A 21,696-nucleotide genomic window follows, 5' to 3' on the forward strand; every position below is an offset into this window, starting at 1 on the left:
GTTTTTGTTAATGAAGAGAATAAGCTATTAATTTTTAGCGCTTTATGTATTTACGTTAAGAATTGGAAGAATAAAATAATTTTCAGTAAATCCAATTTTCATTCCTTATCTGCAAATATTTTTAAGCCCGATGCTGAGTGGTTTGAAAATTAGAAGACGTTATTTGAGAAAACATAACTAACATATTAACTACTACAGCAGCCTCATTTAAGAGTTGTATAATTTTTGGCATTTGGGGCAGTAATAAGTTTGCCTATGAGTTTTGCCCAATTCTTTTTTCTCAATCACATGCTTAAGCGGACATTCTTTTTGGTTATACGCCTCCCAGTGTTTACTTAAGGTGTTTTCTTTTTTCCACTTTAAAAAGTCGAAACTGTAATTTCTGGCTTCATTAACAAGGGCTTTTAGTTTTGCAGGTTTTAAGTTGGCAATTTTAGTTAAAGGATGGATTCGGGTACGGTATAAAACTTCATTTTTAATAATATTACCCACTCCACTAAAAATTTGTTGATCCAGTAAAACATCACAAACCAGGGCTTCGGGCACGCTATTTAACTTTTTTATGGCTGCACTGCTGTTCCATTCATCGGCCATAACATCATTTTCCCAATTGTAATGTTGGTTAACGTTTCCTTCTAAGAGATCTACTTTGCAGGTATAAAAGTTCAGTTCGTCTTTTTTAAAAATAAGTCCCAGCTTAAGTGGTATTTTCTTACTTTGATTAATTAAGTAGCTTCCAAAAAGCATAAAATGGATGCGGACGGTAAAATCATCAAAACAGATCAGGAAATGTTTGCCCCAGCTCCTAAAGCTTTGGATCTTTTTGTGTAGAAGCCTGTCTTTGTCGAAATTTTTTGCATTGCCCGCTACCTCCAGTACTTCTGGCTTGCTCAAATGTAGCTCTTCGATTAATTCTCTTAATATGATAATAGATGGGCCTTCGGGCATGTTATTCGTTTTCTAATTTCTGAAATTTATATTTATCTTTTATGTAGCTGTTAAAATAGCGCCCTTTTGAACCGGAGGCTTTTAACATCTTATAAATCTTTTCGGGAACATTTTTGTACACGTATACCATATCAGTAACGAAAACTACCTTTAGTAATTTTTTAGCTGAATCATAACTGAAATGTTTAATTACCGATGATGGCATAACCTTTTAGTTTATGCGTTAAAAACAGCTCCTGTTGAGAATGGTTTTAATCGTTATTCAGCTCCGACTCTTCTTTTGCAACTTTAATTTTTTCCTTTTTAAGGTCAATCCTAATGATATTATATAAGCTCATGTAAACATTGGCAATCCACACGATGGAAAAGAAAGAAATAATATAACCACGCCAATCGGGGTAAATTAATGTGAATTTGGTAATGATCAGCAAAAGTGCGGTAACGTAATGACTGAAACAGTACTCGCAGGTAAAAACATAAAAAAACTTACGTTTAACCAGTTTGTTGCAGTTTTTTGACCGGTCTACACAAAATTCGCGTGCCTCTCTGAATATTTCTTCTTTTGTAACCGTCCACGCAATACAGGCTACCGGTAATGCCATAACGAAGAGGTAATAGATGTGTAGTTCCATTGATTTAATTGCTGTATATGTACAAACCTTAAACCCTTTAAAATGTTTAGTTAAGCAATAAACATTTTAAGTATATTTATGTTAGATTAAATAAACCTAATCACTTATTGTTATGGAAAGATCAGAAATTATATCTCTATTAGAGGTTATTAATCAACAGGTTAGCTCTTCGGTTTTAGGTGGGATGGAAGAAGAGTATGAGGAATTAGAAAGTATGGGATTAATCACAATCAATCGCGAATCGGTACAATGGTCGTCGGCAATGACGCCTGCCGGAAATGCATATTTAGGGCACGACTAGGCGATTTTAACTAGAATAGGGTTTTTATTATCCTCGTCATTGCTGAGGTGGAACCCCGAAGCAATCTCTAATGCTGGTAATTCTTGCTAGAAAGATTGCTTCGTCAGCTGAAAAAGCCTTCTCGCAATGGACGGATTTATATTAATACTTATTTTCGGATTTATATATGCTTTTTCAGAAGCTGATAAACAGCTACCTATATAATTCCATCACATGCTTTACGACTAAACTTTGACGGTTTTATTGTCGGAATTCTGCTAAATTTGCTGCAAGTTTAGAATTTTGCCCAATTTAAGCGGCGATTCTAATTGCAAATATGAACGATTTACAACTTAGAACAGTAAATGTAACCCGGTATGTTACGCCTTTGCGTGAGGGTGGCTCTATGCCAGCTATTGCGGAGGCTGATGATAATTTTTTATATGTACTTAAATTTAGGGGAGCAGGCCAGGGTACAAGGGCTTTAATTGCCGAGTTAATTGGTGGTGAAATTGCCCGCTTACTTGGTTTACGGGTACCAGAATTGGTTTTCGCCAACTTAGACGAAGCTTTTGGCCGAACCGAACCGGATGAAGAAATTCAGGATTTACTAAAAGCGAGTGTTGGCCTTAATCTGGCATTACATTATTTATCAGGAGCAATTACTTTCGATCCAACGGTTACCACTGTTGATGCTACACTTGCCTCGCAGATTGTTTGGTTAGATTGCTTTTTAACCAATATGGACCGCACCTGCCGAAATACCAATATGCTGGTTTGGCATAAGGAACTTTGGTTAATTGATCATGGAGCAGCGCTATATTTCCATCATTCATGGCAAAACTGGAAAGAACAGGCCGTTAAACCCTTCTTTTTGGTTAAAGATCATGTACTACTGCCCTGGGCCACCGAATTGGAAAGCGTACACGAAGCGTTTACTAAAATGCTAACCGCAGAGAAAATTGAGTCCGTAATTAAATTAATTCCTGATGACTGGTTGGAAGGCGAAACAAATTTCGAAACCAAAGATGAACATCGAAAAGCCTATACCTATTTTTTAACAGAGCGGTTATCACATTCGGATATATTTTTAAAAGAAGCGCAGCATGCAAGGGAAATTCTTATTTGAGTATGCTGTAATCCGCGTGATGCCGAGGGTAGAACGCGAGGAGTTTATTAATGTGGGTATAATTTTATTTTGTGCTAAGCAGAAGTTTCTAAAAAGTGTTTTTGTTTTGGATGAACCCAGGGTAAAAGCATTTTCTGCTGCTGTTGATTTAGTGGAACTGAAAGAAAATCTAGCTGCATTCGAAAGGATCAGTACTGCTGCAAAAGGATCTGGGCCTATCGGTCAATACGATCAGGCTTCGCGGTTCAGATGGCTCACCGCAACCCGAAGTACTGTTTTACAATGCTCAAAAGTGCATCCCGGTTTTTGTGATGATGCTGAAACAACCATGTTGCGGTTACATCAGGAGCTGGTTCTTTGATCCTTTTCAACAACAATTAACCAGTTTATACCATTAAACAGTTAATCAATTTACCTTTTACCAAAATAATAATAAACCCTCGTTCCTTGCCTAAAGAATATTTTAAAAAACTTCAGGATTTGCTCAACATAGAGCGTGAAGAAGACCTGCAATCGTACTTAAAACTTACTGAAAACACTTCAGCCGCAGATCGCAGAGCTTTAGGTTTAACCTGGTACCCGATAGCGATCAGAAATACGGAAATTGGCCGGGGCGATTACTTAACGGTAGAATTGGAGCGAACAACCCATCAGGATTTTTCTCATCAGTTTCGTTTTGGTTCTGCCGTTGTGCTATTTTCCAATCACGATGCAAAGGAAGACCGTGTTGAGGGGATTATAACCCATCAAAGTCCGAGCAGGATGAAAATCAACTTCAGGGTAGATGAATTACCTGATTGGACAAAGGATGGAAAGCTCGGTGTTGATTTACTTTTTGATAATAACAGTTACGATGAAATGCAAAATGCACTTAAACAGGCAACGCATTTGGCGGAAAATGATTCGGAGAATAAATTAATCAAAATATTGACGAAGGGTGAAAAACCATCTTTTCAAGGAGAAGAAAAGTTTATCATCCCTAATAATTTAAATGATTCGCAGCAATTGGCGGTTAACAAAATTATTGCTGCAGATCATTTAGCAGTGGTGCATGGTCCGCCCGGAACCGGAAAAACCACTACGCTTGTTCATGCCATAAAATCGTTGGCAAAACACAGTAATCAGAAAATACTGGTGGTGGCACCGAGCAATACGGCTGTTGATTTATTGACTGAAAAACTGGCTTTAGCAGATTTAAATGTAATAAGAGTGGGTAATCCTGCCAGGGTTTCGGAAAAGTTACTGGCTGCTACGCTCGATCATCAAATGGCCGATCATCCGGAAATGAAAACCATTAAAGCCCTTAAAAAACAGGCCAATGAATATAAAAACATGGCCCATAAGTACAAAAGGAGTTTTGGCAGGGCGGAACGGGAACAACGTAAAGCCCTTTTTGATGAAGCACACAAAATTGGAAAAGAAGTAGAAAAAACCGAACAGTACATCATGGATAATCTGTTTACAAAAGCGCAGATTATTACGGCAACATTGGTTGGCGCAAACCATTATACCGTTCGGAATTTGAAATACAATACCATTGTAATTGATGAGGCCGGCCAGGCTTTGGAACCTGCCTGCTGGATTCCTATTTTAAAAGCACAAAAAGTAGTATTGGCTGGTGATCATTTTCAACTTTCGCCAACCATTAAATCAAACGAGGCAGCTAAAAATGGATTAAGTAACACTTTACTGGAAAAAATTGTAAAACTTCATCCAGAATCGGTGGTTCTACTTGAGGAGCAATACCGGATGAATACCAATATTATGGGTTATTCATCATCAGTATTTACAATAACGCATTAAAAGCGCACCATTCGGTTGCAGATCGTGTTTTGTTTCCCGGCGAAAAAGCCATTCAGTTTATTGATACCGCCGGTTGCAGTTACGATGAAAAATTAGATGGTACAAGTACCACCAACCCTGATGAAGCCGCATTTTTAGTTAAGCATTTAACACATTTAGCAGAACGTTTAATCAGTGATCCACTACAAACCGGTTTTCCTACGATCGCCATTATTTCGCCATACAAACAGCAGGTACAGATTTTGAACGCTTTGGTACAGGAAAGTGAAATTTTGAATCCACACCGGGATCAGATCTCGGTAAATACAATCGATAGTTTTCAGGGGCAGGAGCGCGATGTGGTTTACATCAGTTTAACCAGGAGTAATGCGGAGGGCAGCATCGGCTTTTTATCAGATACACGGAGAATGAATGTTGCGATGACGAGGGCAAGGAAAATGTTAGTGGTAATTGGCGACAGTTCTACCTTGTCGAAATCTAAATTTTATGCAGGGTTTATCGAGTACACCGAAAACCTTAATGCTTACCACAGTGCCTGGGAATTTATGGATTTATAATTAAACACTATTTGCAGCATCCTACATCGCAAATTTTTAATAGCAGCTTTGGTTTTAAATCCTAATCCTTAAAAATAATTAAACCTTTTCCAGTTTCTTTTCTTCTTCAAGCTTGCCAGATATACTTGCACCTGCAATTAAAAGTTCATGAGTAATGGTTTTGGTATATTCAGTAATTTCAGATTTGAAATCTTTTACCGATGAACCTGAACGGATTTCTTCGAGCCTTTTTTCCCATTGTCCGGTAAGTTCTGCCTGTGCAATCTGTTTATCTTTAACCACTTCATAAACAGCCAAACCTTTATTTGTGGGCACAAGGTTCCGTTTTTCCCTGGTAATATACTCTCTTGTAATTAGCGTTTCAATGATGGATGCCCGGGTAGCAGGAGTACCCAAGCCACTATCTTTCATGGCGTAACGCAACTCTTCATCTTCAATCTCCTTACCGCAGGTTTCGAGGGCTTTTAACAACGATGCTTCATTGTACATCGATTTGGGTTTTGTTTGCTTCTCCAACAAAGTCTTTTCTGTTATCGGAAGCAACTCCCCAACAGCAACCTTTGGCAAAGCTGCATTGTCTTCATCTTTTTTATCGTCTTCCAGGTCATTAAATACTGCGCGCCAGCCTGCTGACCGGATAACCGTTCCGTTGGCAATAAATGTAAGTCCTGATTGAATGGTGATTTTTGTCAGTTCCTTAAGGCATTCCTGGTGGAAAGCTTCTATCATTCTGCCCACAACCATATCATAAACCGCTTGTTTATCTGGGCTCAATCCATAAGCCTGTTCTCCTGTAGGTAAAACCGCATGGTGATCGGTAACTTTTTTGGCGTTAACGCTTCGTTTATTTAAGGCCACTGTTTGCAGAAACTGTGCCTGTTTTCCAAAATCAGGATGCGTTGTAAACTTCGAAATCAAATCTGGTACGCTGGCATAAACATCATCACCAATATAGCGCGATCCGGTACGTGGATAAGAAACCAGTTTGCTCTCATATAAATTCTGCAATATGTTAAGGGTTTGATCGGCAGTATAGCCTTTTTTCTTATTGGCTTCTTGCTGTAAACTACTTAAATCGTGCAATAAAGGTGGTGGTTCTTTTCTGGGTTTGGCCTCTACTGCCGTAATATTTCCTCCTGTGGCAAAACCTGAGGCTACATCTTCTACCAGGGCAAATAGTTTTTCTACTTCTTCTTTATCTTTATAATTCGAGGTAGATATGGCTTTAAAAACCTGCTCATCTTTAATCAGCATAATGCTGATCTGGTAATAGGTTTGTGGTTTAAAGTTTTTGATTTCCAAAAAGCGCGCACAAATCATGGCCAGGGTGGGTGTTTGTACTCTCCCTAGGGATAATACGGTTCTGTTTCCGGCCGAAATACTTAAAGCCTGGGTGGCATTCATCCCCACTAGCCAATCAGATTCTGATCTGCAATGGGCGGAATTAAACAGAGTATCATAATCTGTTCCCGGTTTTAAATTCCTGAAACCATCTTTTATCGCTTCATCAGTTTGCGAGGAAATCCAGAGCCGTTTAAAAGGTTTTTTACATTTTAAATAGTAGTAAATGTACCTGAAAATTAATTCACCCTCACGCCCCGCATCCGTTGCCACAATAATCTCCGAAGCTTCATCAAAAAGTTTTTTAATGGTATCAAGTTGCTTCCTAACGGCAGGATCTTCCACAAAGCCATCTTTAGTTTTTATTTTTCTAATGGCGAGCTTAAATTTTTGCGGAAGCATGGGTAAATGCTGTTTTCTCCAGCCTATAAAGCCATAATCCTGTGGGGGTGCCAATTGTAACAAATGCCCAAATGCCCAGGTAAAAGAATATCCTTTACCTTCAATGTATCCATCTTTTCTGGTGGTGGCGCCAAAAACTTTTGCAAGTTCGCGGCCAACAGAGGGCTTTTCTGCAATTACAATCTTCATGAATGGGCTTATCTTTTCAACCCCAAAGATGATTAAAAAATTATCAACGGCTTAAAAAAATTACTCACAATGCCATTTGCCTTTCGTTTTCAAAAACAATTATCAGGTAACTTTGTACAGGATTGGTGGTGTAAATTTTTATATCGAATTGACTAACAAATCGGTAGTAGATCAATCTAACAGCAACAATTGGTTATTAAATGAATGGATAAAGTTTACGAATTAGCAGGTTATCATATTAAAGTCGGTATTGAACCTCAGCTCATCCGTGTGTACAGTAATGCATCACTTTGGGCCTACCTTGATGGTAAGGCAAATACACGCTTTGAACTGATGGTGGATACAATTAAAGCCGATTACGCACAACATTTTGGTAAAGAACTGGATATCTCAAATAATTCGCTCATTGTAGAGATATTGGTGCATGTATATTGCGATTACCTTGGCTTATCGTTTAACCGCATAGTTCGCATTAAATGGATTCAGAATTTGGTTAAAAAACTGCTCACGCGTGCCGAAGTGGTAGATTGCGGAGAGAAATCGGTAGATAGCAACCGCTGGGTTTGGGATTTACTTGCAGGCAGCAAATCGCTTTTTATTGCCATTTTACCCAAAAACCTTAATTCAAGAAACATTAAAGCTTATTAATCCATCTGTGCAGCAAAAATCTGTTCCTTGTTTAAGGCTACGCTGGCTGCAAGTGTTTCATTTAAAAATGCCGAATTATATTGCTGATCTGATTTATTAATGAAGAGTACCGTATGATCTGATATCGTATTGATTACCTTATCGGCCAGTTTAGCAGGCACGGCCGGACACCCCTGGCTTCGGCCCAGTCTGCCCAACTGATCAATACTTTGCTGACTCACATAACTTGCACCATGTACCACAATGGCCCGCTCTCTGGCGTTGCTGTTAAAACCCTGATCCATACCATCTAATTTGAGCGAACGGCCATGTTTGCCATAATAAATTTCGCCGGTTAAGTAAAACCCCAAGCTGCTTTGGTTGGAATTGATGTTGTTCGAAAATGATGAAGGTTTATCTCCACCGCTATTCAGCCCATGAGCTACCCAAGTGTTTAACAGGAGTTTTTTATTCTCCAGATCGATAATGTACAAACGTTTTTTGCAGCTTTCCTGATCAAAATCCGCAATGGTTAAAATGGACTTGGCACTCACTAAGCCCGAATATTTCATGTTGTAAAATCCGGTAAGTGCCTTTTCAAAAACCTGTTCACTTAACCCTGCCGAATCCAGATGAACTTCATGGTATATATTTAAAATGTATTGATTGTAAATACTGTCTGCAGCAATATTTTTAACTGCTTCTTGTTGAGTGTTTGGATGCTCCACGGCTTTCCAACTTGTTCCGACAATGCTCATACCCACTAATAAAATCGCAGCAATGCCCAGGGTGTATTTCTTCATTCAGTATGGTTTATTTTGATGTTGAGTAATTTATACGTTCGATTGGGCATTATGTTGCCCAAGTTGGTTTGTAGTGCTAAAAATACAAATTGTTTTTACAATTTAATGACTTAGCTTTAATAGTATAGCTTTTTGGAATATGATTTTAGTTTTATTCCGTTATTTATTCTAACAAAGCATTTCTTTACGTGTTATCATAGGAAAACCAGGCGTTATGAAAATTCTATTAACCGGTGCAAATGGTTACATCGGTACAAGGCTAATTCCTTTGCTGCTCGAGGAATCGCATGAAATTGTTTGTATGGTGCGCGATAAGCGTAGGTTTATTGCTGAATCTGAATTGAGTGATCATGTTAAAATTATTACCGGCGATTTACTGCAAGCAGATACGTTAAATGAAATTCCTGAAGATATTGATGCAGCCTATTACCTGGTACATTCTATGTCATCCAGTCAAACTGGTTTTTCTGATATGGAAAAAGCTTCTTCTGAGAATTTTTCAGCAGCCATTCAGAAAACAAACTGTAAGCAGATTATTTATTTAACGGGTATAGCGAACGACGAACATTTATCTAAACACTTGGGTTCGAGACTCGCCGTAGAAGAAGAACTTAAATCATCAGGAAAGGCCTGTACAATTTTAAGGGCGGCCATTATTATTGGTTCTGGTAGTGCTTCATTCGAAATTATTAGGGATTTAACTGAAAAGATACCTTTCATGATTACGCCCAAGTGGGTAGAAACCCGTTGTCAGCCAATTGGTATCCGCGATGTTTTGGCGTATTTAATAGGGGTATTGCACAATGATAAAGCTTATAATCAAACCTTTGATATTGGTGGACCTGATATTCTTACTTATCGTGAAATGCTTTTAGGTTATGCCAGGGAACGCGGACTGAAAAGATGGATTATCACTGTTCCGGTTTTAACACCAAGATTATCATCGTTATGGTTAAACATGATTACCCCAGTACCTTATTCACTGGCGAGGAGTTTGGTTGATAGCATGAAGAATGAAGTGGTGTGTAAGGATAACCGCATTGAGCAAGTGGTGCCACGGAAATGTTTAACATATGCAGAATCCCTGCACCTGGCCTTCGAAAAAATCGATCAGAATTCTATCGTTTCCAGCTGGAAAGATGCTTTAAACCGCGGTTACCTGAACTCTAATTTTATGGATCAGATTAAGGTTCCCCAAAACGGAACCTTGCAGTATAAAGTAAAAATGCCATTTGAGCGCAAAGCTGAAGAAGTTTTCGAGAATATTTGGAGCATTGGCGGCAGCAGGGGATGGTATTTTATGGATTGGCTTTGGCAATTGCGCGGGTTTTTGGATAAAATGTTCGGTGGCGTTGGCACGCGGAGGGGAAGAACTAGTAACATTGATCTTCAGGCAGGTGATGTGCTGGATTTTTGGCGGGTATTGCTGGCAGATAGAAAAAGTAAAAGATTATTGTTATATGCCGAAATGAAAGTACCAGGCGAAGCATGGCTGGAGCTTAAACTGGTAGAATTTCATGGCAAATCATTTTTATCGCAAATCGCAACTTTCAGGCCTAAGGGCTTATGGGGCAGGATGTACTGGTATGCCATGTGGCCATTTCACATTGTGCTTTTTAAAGGTATGGCTAAAGAGATTACAACTTACAAACCGGGTAATTAAATCTATTTGCTTATTTTTGCCGAATAGAATATAAAAATGCCAAACGAAGAAAATGATTACTCATTCTGGACCAAATACAAAAGATTTGCCTCTACAGAAATTCTAATGTACCTAATTATGATTATTGGAATCGGATTAGGGATCATTTTTTTAAGCTAAACCCATTTTCCCCCCACAAAAATAGCACAAATGTGTTTCTTGCGTTTTTTTTAAAGTAGTAATTATTTCAAGCTAAGTGCTAATTTTAAATAATCTGAGGCATTAACATCGTTAATAAATTTCGAAAATTCGGTATACTGATCAGCAGGGAATGTGCCATCATTTAAAACCAGTTTGCGGTAATAGGTTAGTTTATTTCCGTTAACAGCTGCTTTGCAAACATATTCGCCAAATGCACTCTTAAAATGTTTATCCTGGGGTGTAATTAGTGCGGTATTAACATTATCAGGAAGGGTATAAATAATGGTATCTTCATCAGTGTAGCCACGGTTAATGTAAACAGGTAAAGTTCTGTTCCTCATTTCAGGTATTGATCTTTTAACATTGAAAACATTGGGCTGCAAAAACATTTTATTTCCGTTTACAGGTGCGTAATTCCTGATGTTGATGGAAATATCTTCTATCAATTTAGGGTTTATTTCTTTTTTCTGCGCTAAAGAAACCTTTTCAAAATCAATATTATCAATGTTGTAAGTTTCTTTTAACAACTTATGCTGTTCCGTTATGGATTTTCCGATCAGTGATTCCTGGTTATCTATTGAGAACCTGCATAAACCGTTTTCATTTGTCCGGCAATACTTCCATCTTTTTGTATAATTAAGTCGGCATTGCGTTTTTGCAGGTTTTCGGCAGTGGTTAATTTTGGGGTATGTAATAATTTTCCGCCATCTGCGGTACAGGCCAGTACCAATCTATCATCGGTAAAGTCGCTTAAAAAGCCAAAGGGTATTTTCTGACTGGTGCATTCCAACCAGGTGGTATCGCCCTTTAACGGCATGCATAAAATAATGTGATTCCCTTGTACCATACTGGCATATTTTGGGTCCATGCTTTTCTTCTCAGAGCCGGCTTCTACCACGCAATAATAAGAATCTATATCTGCCGCATTAAGTAAACTTTGCATGTAATTTACCAATGCCTTACAATCTCCATAACCAAGTTGGTCTACTTCGCCGGCAGCAATAGGCTGAAAACCACCAATACCAATCTGAACGCTGATGTATCGCGTTTTATCCTGTAGGTACTGATAAATTTTGCGGGCTTTATCTTTTTCAGTTTTTTCGTTCTTAACCAGGTCTTTTATGGTTTGTATTGTGGTAGGCGGCAGCGATTTGCGTTCTCTTAACAAATCATCATAAATCCATTTGCCCAGTTCCTGCCAATTGGTATAAGTGCCTTTATGGTTGTAGTAATAAAAATCCTGAGGGGCAATCTGTATACTCGTGTTATACGTTTCGTGCGATGGGCTATAAGGTTCAGTTCTAACTGCTAATATGTTATTTGCTTTCCAAATGGTTTTTTTTTGCTTCTCATCAGTTGTAACCTCAGGAGTTCCGCTATAATTCTGCGTTTTTATTCTTACCTGGTCTGCAGGTTTACAAACAAAAGTATAAGTGCTCTTTTCAACAGAAACATCATCTGCCGGTTTTGGGTTCCAATCGGGTATAATGAGGTTTTGTTTGTTTCTGATTTCGTAATTGTAAACGATGGTGTAGGGATATTGGTTTACAGCTGGCAGATAGTGTTTTACACGGCTATCAACAAAAAGCGAAAATCCATCAGCAGCGCTCATATCAGAAAAATCGTTTTGGGAGAATTTATTGGTGAGCTTGCCTACGCTATTGTAAACTTCACCTTTTATCCCCTTAATTGCTATGTTTTTATCGTAATAAAGCACTAAACGTGCTTCTTCATCGCCGTTTTGATTAAAAACAGTAATTGCCTTTTTAACGTTCAGCATTACATTATCCGGAGAACGCATATCAACGGTAGTTTCCTCATTTCGGATACATGCATTAGCCCGGTTACGTAAATTGGCAGGAATTAAATCGACATCATAATTATCTTGCGCAAAGCCAGAAACCGATACCAAAAGCAGGAAAGCCGCACTGAATAAAAATTTCATTTAATTTGCCTTTTTTAATAAAAATTCTGTTTTCTGGTTCTGAATAATTTTGCTGTAAAATTCTTTCAAAAACAAATATTCTTCTGGTTGGTAAATTGCATTGTTAAATTGCAAAACCTGGTTCATAGAAATGGTATTGTCTTCTAAATTTGTATTTAGTATATATTTTCCGCCGGCATTTGGTAAGCCAATGGCCATATCTTTTGGTTTTTCTATCAGCTGGTATTTTTCGGGTAAAGTAACATTGATAATGATGCGTTCGTCTGAGGCCGCGCCTAAATCTACAGGGTAGGTGCGCTCATTTAAATTAAATGGATTTTTAGAAATGGTATTAATAAAAAACGGACTTAAATAGAATTGATTGGCGTTTGAGCCATCAGTTACCGTAAATTCTACTTCGTATTTTTCTGTAAGCGGATGTTCTACACTATCAATATTTATTATACTATGTTCAAGTATTTTAATTCTTGTTAAGCGCTCGTCTAACTTTTCTACATATTCATCTACAGAATTATAACGCAAAATATCTTTTCTTTTATTGTATGCTGCATATCCCAGTGTATGGGTAGTCAAAGTACCTAGAATTTTTCCTTCCGGGGTCATTTTTCCGATCAGAATGTAACTGCTAACAGTTTTCTGACTTGCTGTTAAATCAATCCAGTAAGAAGGTTTTTTCAGGTTAATTACCCTGCCCTGATCATTAATACACCTCAATGGCAGTAAACCAAAGGGTAGGAGTGGCTCAGTGGCATCTAAAAGGTAACTTTTATCGCCGATATTTACTTTAGCAACAAGGTAATTAAAATCACTTATTACCGGATAAAGTTTATTTACAGTTCCATTGTCGCGGGTAGAGAGAATCACCCCTTCGGCATCTAAATTGGCTGCTGAGAGGGCTGCGATTAAATTCAGATTGATATCCGCAACATTACCAGATCGGTTTTCGAGTGCTTTTTTAATATTGTCTACAGCGTATTTTCCGTAATAATTATCCCACTTAATCTGCTTTTTAATGTAATTAAATATGGCTTTTGCTTTCTCCAGATCATCATTGCTTCCTTTCGTAATTACCGGGATAAGATCTTTAAAAACATCCTTTCTTTTCATCTGCGCCCCTAATGATTTATCAGTTGATAATTCATAATCAACATCTTTCCATGTTTTGGTATATGAAGTTTTGCTTCCATTTAAACTCTGAACATCAGAAAGCTCAAAATAAATGGCTGATTTAAAATTGCTGGGCGCGGTCATGTTATCTTCCTCAATAAATGCAGGAATATCTTTCATCTGGTAAGTAATTTTCGAACAATCTATTGCCGTGCCAGATAAACGCAGACATTCCTTGCTCAATTCTACTTTTTGATCAGTAAGTTTCTGAAATCCCCTTAAAGAAACATTGTAATTGTAAATTCCGGGGATGTAAACTAGGTATTCGCTCACTACCTTGGGTATATCACTTTGGAACTCCCAGGTTTTAAAGTTAAACATATTTGGCGACCTCAGTTTATAACTATATTCGATAATAGAACCTTCTTTAAGGTTGGGAAGGGTAAATTTGGTAAGCCTGGTATATTTAGAGCGGTTTTCGGTAAAAACGGCTTTTTTATCCATCACCGTTTCTACAAAATTATTTTGGATATAATTAAAGGTAGAAGCTTTTAACTCGCTGATTGTTTCTTCGCGGGTATCGTCTTTATACGTAGGAATAATAATATTGGCCTCTTTAAAACCTTCTTTATTATAAATTTTGATTTTTACATGGTGTTCAAAAATCAGTTCCATACTTCCTGTATTGTCATCCCTTTGGATGGAAGCCGTACCGAATTCTTTTAGCACAATAGCATTGGCGTTACTATCTAATTTTTTCCTGTCGAATTCGTAATCGTCGTAAGTAATGGCTCCGTAGTTGAAATTTTGTGCCTGAGCAGCCAGCGATAAAAATAAGAGAAATAGTAAAGTTAAGGTTTTATTCATTTGAGCGATAATAAATTGGTGCAATTTAACCCTACAAACTAACATTCAGAAATAATTTGACAATTAAATTTAGAAATTAATAAAGTTGTTTTAGAGAACTAATGAAACCTTTTTAGCACTTTTGAAAAAAATGAATTTGACATTCCGATACAAATCTAATGTCGCCAATCTCACATCATAAGAAATGAAATTAAATTTAAAGCGCCCTTTAGCATTTTTTGATTTAGAAGCTACTGGAATAAATGTTGGAGCAGATAGAATTGTAGAAATTGCGATTTTAAAAGCCATGCCGGATGGTTCTGAAATTGTTAAAACCTGGCGTGTAAATCCTGAAATGCCGATTCCTTTGCAAACTTCGTTAATTCACGGTATTTATGATGAAGACATTGCCAATGAGCCAACATTTAAAGCTTTGGCGGTAGAAATTGCCGAATTTATTGGCGAAAGTGATCTGGCGGGCTATAATTCCAATAAATTCGATATCCCGATGCTTTTAGAAGAATTTTTAAGGGCTGAGGTGGATTTTGATATGGCCAACCGCAAATTTGTTGATGTACAGAACATTTTCCATCAGATGGAACAGCGTACTTTAAAAGCGGCCTATAAGTTTTATTGCCAGGAAGATTTAATTAACGCCCACGCTGCAGAAGCTGATGTAATTGCAACTTATAAAGTTTTACTCGGCCAGTTGGAAATGTACAAAGAAACTGAATTTGAAAGCAAACAAGGTGTTAAAAGCATTCCGGTTGTAAATGATGTGGATGCCTTGCATATTTTTACCAATATTAATAAACCGGTAGATTTTGCCGGCCGTTTGGTTTACGATGATAACGATCAGGTGTGTTTTAATTTTGGAAAGCATAAGGGCAAAACCACTCATCAGGTATTTAGTGTAGAGCCAAGTTATTATGCATGGATGAAAAATGGTGATTTCCCTTTATATACGAAGAAGAAATTAGATGAAGAATGGGCAAAATTCAATGCCAAGAAAAACGAAAACAGAGCTGCAAAACCACAAAATCCTGCACCTGCAAATAAACCTCCATACCAGCCAAAACCTCAACCCAAAAAAGAAAAACCTGCAGAGCCGATTAATACGGATATGTTGGAACAATTGAAAATGAAGTTTGGTAAATAAATATTTGATTAACTGTTTAAGCTGCTTAATCGGTTACTGTTAATGTTTACTTGTATAAATTAACCGCCAGGCGCCATGCGTTAAGCGCTATGCTAAGAAAAATGAAATCCTTACCAATATTTAGTTTATTAATATTAAGTGCGTTTTGTTTAAACGCGCAAACAACGTTGCCTATAGCATCTGAATTTCAGAAAACCTATCAAAAGGAAACCAGAAGTGCCAATGGCAAACCTGGTAAAAACTATTGGCAAAATAGCTCTAAGTACGATCTGAATGTAAATTTTAATCCTACCAGCAGGTTGTTGAAGGGAAAAGTACAGGTAACCTATACAAATAACAGTCCTGATACGCTTAAAGAGATCTGGTTTAAACTTTATCCGAATCTCTACAAAAAAGGAACACCTCGGAAATCAAAATTTGCAGAATCTGATCTTGGTGAAGGTGTTGCGATAGAAAAATTGCTTGCCAACGGCAAAGCAATAACCGATTTTAAAATAGATGGAACCAATATGACTGTTAACGTTGCAGCAGTATTGCCTGGTAAAACCATTAGTTTTTCAATAGATTACAATTATACCCTTAACAAGGGTTCGCATATGCGTACCGGTCAGGTAGATGAAGGTTCACATTTTGTGGCCTACTTTTTTCCCCGTATTGCAGTTTATGATGATGTTGATGGATGGAACAAATTTCCTTATACTGGTGCCGAAGAGTTTTACAATGATTTTGATCAATTTAATGCTTCGATAACGGTACCCGGTGGATATGGAGTTTGGGCTACCGGAGATTTGAAAAATCCTGCAGAAGTTTTCCAGAAAGATGTTGTTTCGAGAATGCTTTCTGCCGAAAAAAATGATGCTGTGGTAGATGTAATCACGGATAAAAACCTGGCAGATAAAAAAGTAACGCAGCCCAATGCTTTTAATACCTTTAAGTTCGAAGCGAAAAATGTAACGGATTTTGTTTTTGCCCTTAGCGACCATTATTTATGGAAATCGAGCAGTTTGGTTGTTGATCCAAAAACGAAAAGAAGAACCCGTGTTGATGCTGTTTTTAATCCAAAACATAAAGATTATTATGAAGTAATCGATTTTGCCCGTAAAACAGTAGAATCAATGAGTTACACCTTTCCGAAATGGCCTTTTCCTTATAACCACGAAACTATATTTGATGGGTTAGACCAAATGGAATATCCAATGATGGTAAATGATAATCCAGTAGATAATCGCGTAGATGCGATTACCTTAACAGATCATGAAATTTTTCATACCATGTTTCCTTTTTATATGGGTATAAATGAAACCAAATATGGATGGATGGACGAAGGTTGGGCAACAATAGGCGAGTGGTTGATCTCGCCAATGATCGATTCTACTATTGTAGATGAGTATGGCGTTCAACCTACAGCATCCTCATCTGGAGGCAAAGATGATACACCAATTATGACCTTAACTCCTGATTTAAAAGGATCGGGATCATTTACCAACTCTTATCCAAAACCTGGTTTGGCTTATCTTTTTGTTAAGGATTATCTGGGTGATGAATTATTCACCAAAGCTTTGCATACTTATATTAAAAACTGGAATGGCAAGCACCCAATGCCGTACGATTTTTTCAACAGTATAAACGAGGGTAGTGGAAAAAACCTGAATTGGTTTTGGAAAGCCTGGTTTTTTGAGGGCGGTGTAACCGATATGGCCATAAAATCAGTCGATAAAACTTCTGATGGTTATACAATTATAATCGAAAATAAAAGCATAAAGCCTTTGCCAATCGATTTAACTTTAACTTATAAAGATGGATCTACAGAAAATAACCACAGTACTATTGGTGTTTGGGAAAAAGGAAATCAACAGGTTAAGATTGAAATAAAAACCACTAAAAAGTTATCAAAAGTGGTAATGGGCAATCCGCACACGCCAGATAAAGTAAAAAGCGATAATAGTTTCTCTGTAAATTAGAATGATTTGAGGAAGTTGAGTTTTTAAAAGCTTGGCTTCCTTTCTTAAACATTTACTATTGCTTAATTAATAAGTTTAATTTTATACGCAGGGAAGTAGTTATCGCAACTTACCATATACAATTTTTCGGTTAGGGACTGCGATATCATTAATCTATCAAAAGGATCATTATGGAAATGATCTAGCTTAGAAAGCTGAATAATATGGCTCATTGTAATGGGCAATATATCAAAGCCACTTTTTTCAATTATATCAAATATTTCTTCTATCGTTGAGTTTAATTGTAATCTGCCAAGCGCATATTTAATTGATAATTCCCAGTATGATGCTAAACTGACAACGCATTTGTTGTTGGGATCTTCGATCAGGCTTTTAATTTTTTTTGAGAGTTTGGTGTCATTCGTGATAAACCAAATTACAATGTGCGTATCAAGCAATAAATTCATTAAATGTAATTCTCAAAACCTTCGATCGGATCGTTAAAATTATTTTTAATGGTAATTAAACCCTTCCCTAATCCGGCTACTCTATGGTTTTGTTTAGTATTTGATTTCTCCTTGGCTAATAAAGAATCAATATAATCTGATACCCTTTTTTTTAATTCTGTAGGTAGGTCTGCTAATTTTGTATATAATTGAATATCAGTCATAATATCAAATGTAGCAAAGATTTTTCATTATTCTGGCTTCAAAAAATCAATATTTCTTTTTAATCCTGCAAATTTGGTGCGTTTCACAGCTGATCCCTTAAACACTTTTTTGAAAACATCATCTGTAATTTCTGTTAAATCATTTGCATTCAAATCCAGTAATCCATTTTCAGGTTTAAAGGCGTTTTCGTTATGAACTTTTGAAAACCGGTTCCATGGGCAAACATCCTGACAAATATCGCAACCGAACATCCAATTGCTCATCTTCTCCTTAAATTCGTTCGGAATCTCATTTTTAAGCTCAATGGTGAGGTAAGAAATACATTTCGTACCGTCAACAACTTGCGGGGCAATAATTGCATCAGTAGGGCAGGCATCCAAACAGCGGGTGCAGCTTCCACAATAATCAGCCTGGTAAGGATGATCATAATCCAATTCTAGGTCAACAATTAATTCAGCAAGGAAAAAAAATGAACCATCGGTTTTACTGATTAAGTTGGAATTTTTACCAATCCAGCCAATACCCGATCTTTTTGCCCAGGCACGGTCTAAAACCGGTGCAGAATCTACAAAGGCCCTTCCAGAAACCTCTCCAATGTTTTCTTCAATAAAATGAGTGAGTTCCTTCAGTTTCTCTTTAATTACAGTATGATAATCTTGTCCGTAAGCATATTTTGATATTTTCGGTGCATCCGGATCTGATTGCTTTTCGTTGGTGTAATAGTTTAATGATAAGGAAATTACCGATTTTGCCCCATCTACCAGTAACCTTGGATCGAGGCGTTTATCGAAATAATTTTCCATGTACTTCATTTCGCCATGTCGGTTTTGGTTCAGCCAGTTTTCAAGCCTCGGTGCTTCTTCTTCAAGAAATTCAGCTTTCGAAATGCCACAGGCCATAAAGCCCAAACGCAAGGCTTCATCTTTGATCAATTGGCTATATTTTGCAGAATTGTTATACACCTAACTGCAAAGATAAGGCTTAGGATTTAAAACATTTTCATTAATCGCTTGTTCTAAATACTGAAACTAAATTAATTGATTATGGTTCATCCAGAATGGCATAACAACTGGAATGGAGAACTTTTAGAGTATTAGCTATGGAAAATATAGATCCGCAACATACGGAATCAGGAGAAGCTCCTAAACCGATTGAAAAAGATTACGAAAGTCATAAACAAGATCCAGGACCAGCAAAGCCTGCTGTAACGGAAAAAGACGAAAACGGTGCGGGACAAGCCTTAAAATGGGTATTGCCAATAGCAGTTATTATTGGTCTGATTATCTGGTTTGTGATGAGAAAATAATTAGCTTTAGATTTAAAATGAAAATGCCGGCTCATTAATTTGACCGGCATTTTTTATGGCTTGTTATTTTAAAAGTTTAACCTGGTAAAGATCTTTTCGGCGGTCTTTAAGCACTTTTACTGTTCCGTAATGATGAAGTTCGTCCAGTAAGTGCAAATCAACATCCACTACCAGCACCATTTCTGTGTTCGGCGTAGCTTCTGCTTTTATTGCATTGGTTGGAAACGCAAAATCGGAAGGTGTAAACACGGCAGATTGCGCAAATTGAATATCCATATTATTTACCTTTGGTAAATTACCTACACAGCCTGCAATGGCCACGTAGCATTCATTTTCAATTGCTCTTGCCTGTGCACAATGGCGAACGCGAGTATAACCGTTCTGTGTATCAGTTAAAAACGGAACAAACAGAATCTGCATGCCTTGATCGGCATAAATGCGGCTTAACTCCGGAAATTCTACATCATAGCAGATTAAAATACCCACTTTACCACAGTCAGTATCAAAAACCTGTACTTTATCGCCTCCAATCATGCCATAATATTTCTGTTCATTTGGCGTAATGTGTATTTTTCTGTACTCATCTATTTTGCCGGTGCGGTGGCAAAGGTAGGTTGCATTATAAAGCTTGCCATCCTCAATAAGCGGCATACTACCTGTAATGATATTTGTATTGTAACTCAGTGAATATTCATGCATTTTTTGTACAATCTCTTCAGTTTTTTCGGCGAGTTTGCGCATGGCCTCAATTTCTGGTAAGTGATTGTAAGGTTGCAGTAATGGCGTGTTAAATAGCTCCGGAAACATTACAAAATCTGATTTGTAACCGCTCAACGCATCAACAAAAAATTCTACCTGCTCATAAAATGCTTCCATATTCGGGAATAAACGCATTTCCCATTGCACCAATCCTAACCGGATGGTCATTGCTGATCGTGCTGAAGCATCTATACCCTGGTAATAAATATTGTTCCACTCAATTAAGGTGGCATATTCTTTTGATTCTTTATCGCCGGGTAAATAGTTTTTCAATACCTTTCTTACGTGAAAGTCATTGGAAATTTGGAAAGTTAGCGTAGGATCGTAAATTTCTTTGGATTTAACCTTATCGATATATTGTCGCGGACTAAGTTTTTCAGCATATTCGTGGTAACCTGGAATTCTACCTCCGGCAATAATACTTTTTAAATTCAGGCTTTCGCAAAGTTCTTTCCGGGCTTCATATAACCTTCTTCCTAAACGCAAACCGCGAAACTCGGGGTGAACGAAAATTTCGATGCCATAAAGTGTATCTCCGTTCGGATCGTGTGTGGAAAACGAGTAATCGCCAGTAATGAGTTTATAGGTGTGCCTGTCGCCATATTCATCATATTCAACAATAATGGCTAACGAACAGGCTACTACTTTATCATCAACAGCAATACAAAGCTGTCCTTCAGGAAAAATATTAACTAATTTTGCGATACTTGATTTTGGCCAGATGGAACCACCCATGCTGTCGTATGCCTGGAGCATAGATTCTTTAAGGTCTGCGTAATCTTCGAGCGTTAGCTTACGTAATTCAATATTCATAATGTTTGATTTGTAATTATTGAACATAAAAGTTGCCTTAATGTTTTTTTAAATCTGTTAAACAGGTTTTCTGTTCCGGGATTTAATATATTCCTTTTTAGAATAAATTATTATATTTAGATAATGACGGAAAATGAAATATCATACATCATTCGGGGAAGTATTTTTAGAGTTTATAATGCACTTGGACCAGGCTTACTCGAATCTGCTTATGAAGCTGCCTTAAAATATGAAATAGAAAAGGCTGGATTACTTGTGAAAAGGCAGGTTTCATTACCTATGCACTATGAGGAAATTACAGTCGATGTTGGATATAGATTAGATCTTTTGGTAGAAAATAAGGTAGTTATTGAACTGAAATCAGTGGAGTTTATTATGAACGTTCATCATAAGCAATTGCTAACTTATTTAAAGTTGTCAGATTATAAATTAGGTATATTAGTCAATTTTAATACGGATAATATCGCGGATAGTATTTTCAGAAAAGCTAACCGATTAGATCTTTAAATACCTTGTGGCACTTTTCCCACAGATTTAGCAGATCAGGGCCGCAGATTGAAAATATTTTTTTATCAGTATCCTACATGTTCTATCTT

At 37.3% G+C, this 21,696-nt stretch carries 23 protein-coding genes; 11 read left to right on the forward strand and 12 right to left on the reverse strand.

The window, feature by feature from the left end:
- Nucleotides 1–207: 207 nt before the first annotated feature.
- The 3 genes from ACZZZW_RS13670 to ACZZZW_RS13680 are packed head-to-tail and all read right to left on the reverse strand — an operon-like array spanning nucleotide 208 to nucleotide 1,580.
- Nucleotides 208–948, reverse strand: coding sequence for a DNA-formamidopyrimidine glycosylase family protein (locus ACZZZW_RS13670; protein ID WP_463494115.1), 741 nt, complete (start codon nucleotides 946–948; stop codon nucleotides 208–210).
- Nucleotide 949: 1 nt separating this feature from the next.
- Complete coding sequence (locus tag ACZZZW_RS13675; protein WP_463494117.1) at nucleotides 950–1,153, reverse strand: KTSC domain-containing protein; 204 nt, start codon at nucleotides 1,151–1,153, stop codon at nucleotides 950–952.
- Between the two features lie 46 nt (nucleotides 1,154–1,199).
- Nucleotides 1,200–1,580: a hypothetical protein gene (locus ACZZZW_RS13680; protein ID WP_463494119.1), complete on the reverse strand. Its 381-nt coding sequence runs from the start codon at nucleotides 1,578–1,580 to the stop codon at nucleotides 1,200–1,202.
- 112 nt (nucleotides 1,581–1,692) lie between these two features.
- Here ACZZZW_RS13680 and ACZZZW_RS13685 point away from each other — a divergent pair, with 112 nt between their 5' ends.
- The 5 genes from ACZZZW_RS13685 to ACZZZW_RS13705 all read left to right on the forward strand — a co-directional run bounded on the left by ACZZZW_RS13685 (nucleotide 1,693) and on the right by ACZZZW_RS13705 (nucleotide 5,349).
- Nucleotides 1,693–1,881 (forward strand): hypothetical protein, encoded by a 189-nt coding sequence (locus ACZZZW_RS13685; protein WP_025143481.1) that lies wholly within the window; start codon nucleotides 1,693–1,695, stop codon nucleotides 1,879–1,881.
- Between the two features lie 316 nt (nucleotides 1,882–2,197).
- The gene (locus ACZZZW_RS13690) at nucleotides 2,198–2,989 is read left to right on the forward strand and encodes a HipA family kinase (protein WP_463494121.1); all 792 of its coding nucleotides are present in this window, start codon (nucleotides 2,198–2,200) and stop codon (nucleotides 2,987–2,989) included.
- Nucleotides 2,967–3,350 (forward strand): DUF3037 domain-containing protein, encoded by a 384-nt coding sequence (locus tag ACZZZW_RS13695; protein WP_463494122.1) that lies wholly within the window; start codon nucleotides 2,967–2,969, stop codon nucleotides 3,348–3,350. Before ACZZZW_RS13690 ends, ACZZZW_RS13695 begins: the two co-directional genes overlap by 23 nt.
- Nucleotides 3,351–3,436: 86 nt before the next feature.
- A complete protein-coding gene (locus ACZZZW_RS13700) occupies nucleotides 3,437–4,792 on the forward strand; it encodes an AAA domain-containing protein (protein ID WP_463494124.1) in 1,356 nt (451 codons plus the stop codon).
- 29 nt (nucleotides 4,793–4,821) lie between these two features.
- Nucleotides 4,822–5,349, forward strand: coding sequence for a C-terminal helicase domain-containing protein (locus ACZZZW_RS13705; protein ID WP_463494126.1), 528 nt, complete (start codon nucleotides 4,822–4,824; stop codon nucleotides 5,347–5,349).
- Nucleotides 5,350–5,427: 78 nt separating this feature from the next.
- On the opposite strand, the gene topB is transcribed toward ACZZZW_RS13705, so the two are convergent.
- On the reverse strand, nucleotides 5,428–7,281 hold the full coding sequence (gene topB / locus ACZZZW_RS13710) for a DNA topoisomerase III (protein WP_463494128.1): 1,854 nt from the start codon (nucleotides 7,279–7,281) through the stop codon (nucleotides 5,428–5,430).
- A gap of 204 nt (nucleotides 7,282–7,485) precedes the next feature.
- Here topB and ACZZZW_RS13715 point away from each other — a divergent pair, with 204 nt between their 5' ends.
- Nucleotides 7,486–7,929, forward strand: a complete 444-nt coding sequence (locus ACZZZW_RS13715) for a hypothetical protein (protein ID WP_463494130.1) — start codon at nucleotides 7,486–7,488, stop codon at nucleotides 7,927–7,929.
- Here the strand turns inward: ACZZZW_RS13715 and ACZZZW_RS13720 are convergent.
- Nucleotides 7,926–8,711: a murein L,D-transpeptidase catalytic domain family protein gene (locus tag ACZZZW_RS13720; RefSeq protein ID WP_463494132.1), complete on the reverse strand. Its 786-nt coding sequence runs from the start codon at nucleotides 8,709–8,711 to the stop codon at nucleotides 7,926–7,928. The genes ACZZZW_RS13715 and ACZZZW_RS13720 overlap by 4 nt on opposite strands.
- A gap of 214 nt (nucleotides 8,712–8,925) precedes the next feature.
- Between ACZZZW_RS13720 and ACZZZW_RS13725 the strand changes: the two genes are divergently transcribed.
- On the forward strand, nucleotides 8,926–10,374 hold the full coding sequence (locus ACZZZW_RS13725) for an SDR family oxidoreductase (protein WP_463494133.1): 1,449 nt from the start codon (nucleotides 8,926–8,928) through the stop codon (nucleotides 10,372–10,374).
- Nucleotides 10,375–10,595: 221 nt separating this feature from the next.
- Here the strand turns inward: ACZZZW_RS13725 and ACZZZW_RS13730 are convergent, their stop codons facing one another.
- The 3 genes from ACZZZW_RS13730 to ACZZZW_RS13740 are packed head-to-tail and all read right to left on the reverse strand — an operon-like array spanning nucleotide 10,596 to nucleotide 14,473.
- Nucleotides 10,596–11,081, reverse strand: coding sequence for a hypothetical protein (locus ACZZZW_RS13730; protein ID WP_463494134.1), 486 nt, complete (start codon nucleotides 11,079–11,081; stop codon nucleotides 10,596–10,598).
- A 47-nt stretch (nucleotides 11,082–11,128) separates the two neighbouring features.
- On the reverse strand, nucleotides 11,129–12,499 hold the full coding sequence (locus ACZZZW_RS13735; RefSeq protein ID WP_463494136.1) for a DUF3857 domain-containing protein: 1,371 nt from the start codon (nucleotides 12,497–12,499) through the stop codon (nucleotides 11,129–11,131).
- Entirely contained in the window at nucleotides 12,500–14,473 is a 1,974-nt protein-coding gene (locus ACZZZW_RS13740; RefSeq protein WP_463494137.1) for a DUF3857 domain-containing protein, read from the reverse strand. It abuts the gene before it with no gap.
- Between the two features lie 184 nt (nucleotides 14,474–14,657).
- Here ACZZZW_RS13740 and ACZZZW_RS13745 point away from each other — a divergent pair, with 184 nt between their 5' ends.
- The gene (locus ACZZZW_RS13745) at nucleotides 14,658–15,611 is read left to right on the forward strand and encodes an exonuclease domain-containing protein (RefSeq protein ID WP_463494139.1); all 954 of its coding nucleotides are present in this window, start codon (nucleotides 14,658–14,660) and stop codon (nucleotides 15,609–15,611) included.
- 167 nt (nucleotides 15,612–15,778) lie between these two features.
- Nucleotides 15,779–17,572 carry a M1 family metallopeptidase gene (locus ACZZZW_RS13750; RefSeq protein WP_463494141.1) on the forward strand — a complete coding sequence of 598 codons (1,794 nt, stop codon included), beginning with the start codon at nucleotides 15,779–15,781 and terminating at the stop codon, nucleotides 17,570–17,572.
- A gap of 62 nt (nucleotides 17,573–17,634) precedes the next feature.
- Here the strand turns inward: ACZZZW_RS13750 and ACZZZW_RS13755 are convergent, their stop codons facing one another.
- From ACZZZW_RS13755 to queG, 3 genes are read right to left on the reverse strand one after another with little or no spacing between them, the layout of a single operon-like run.
- On the reverse strand, nucleotides 17,635–18,018 hold the full coding sequence (locus tag ACZZZW_RS13755) for a type II toxin-antitoxin system VapC family toxin (RefSeq protein ID WP_463494143.1): 384 nt from the start codon (nucleotides 18,016–18,018) through the stop codon (nucleotides 17,635–17,637).
- Nucleotides 18,018–18,221, reverse strand: coding sequence for a type II toxin-antitoxin system VapB family antitoxin (gene vapB, locus ACZZZW_RS13760; protein WP_463494145.1), 204 nt, complete (start codon nucleotides 18,219–18,221; stop codon nucleotides 18,018–18,020). The genes ACZZZW_RS13755 and vapB overlap by 1 nt, the downstream gene beginning before the upstream one ends.
- A gap of 27 nt (nucleotides 18,222–18,248) precedes the next feature.
- On the reverse strand, nucleotides 18,249–19,184 hold the full coding sequence (gene queG, locus ACZZZW_RS13765) for a tRNA epoxyqueuosine(34) reductase QueG (protein WP_463494147.1): 936 nt from the start codon (nucleotides 19,182–19,184) through the stop codon (nucleotides 18,249–18,251).
- 137 nt (nucleotides 19,185–19,321) lie between these two features.
- On the opposite strand from queG, the gene ACZZZW_RS13770 reads away from it, so the two are divergent.
- The gene (locus ACZZZW_RS13770; RefSeq protein WP_055911843.1) at nucleotides 19,322–19,528 is read left to right on the forward strand and encodes a hypothetical protein; all 207 of its coding nucleotides are present in this window, start codon (nucleotides 19,322–19,324) and stop codon (nucleotides 19,526–19,528) included.
- 63 nt (nucleotides 19,529–19,591) lie between these two features.
- On the opposite strand, the gene ACZZZW_RS13775 is transcribed toward ACZZZW_RS13770, so the two are convergent.
- A complete protein-coding gene (locus ACZZZW_RS13775; protein ID WP_055912022.1) occupies nucleotides 19,592–21,100 on the reverse strand; it encodes a bifunctional GNAT family N-acetyltransferase/carbon-nitrogen hydrolase family protein in 1,509 nt (502 codons plus the stop codon).
- Nucleotides 21,101–21,223: 123 nt separating this feature from the next.
- On the opposite strand from ACZZZW_RS13775, the gene ACZZZW_RS13780 reads away from it, so the two are divergent.
- Nucleotides 21,224–21,607, forward strand: coding sequence for a GxxExxY protein (locus tag ACZZZW_RS13780; protein ID WP_463494149.1), 384 nt, complete (start codon nucleotides 21,224–21,226; stop codon nucleotides 21,605–21,607).
- Nucleotides 21,608–21,696: the final 89 nt, after the last annotated feature.

Source organism: Pedobacter sp. AC379 (assembly GCF_979258145.1).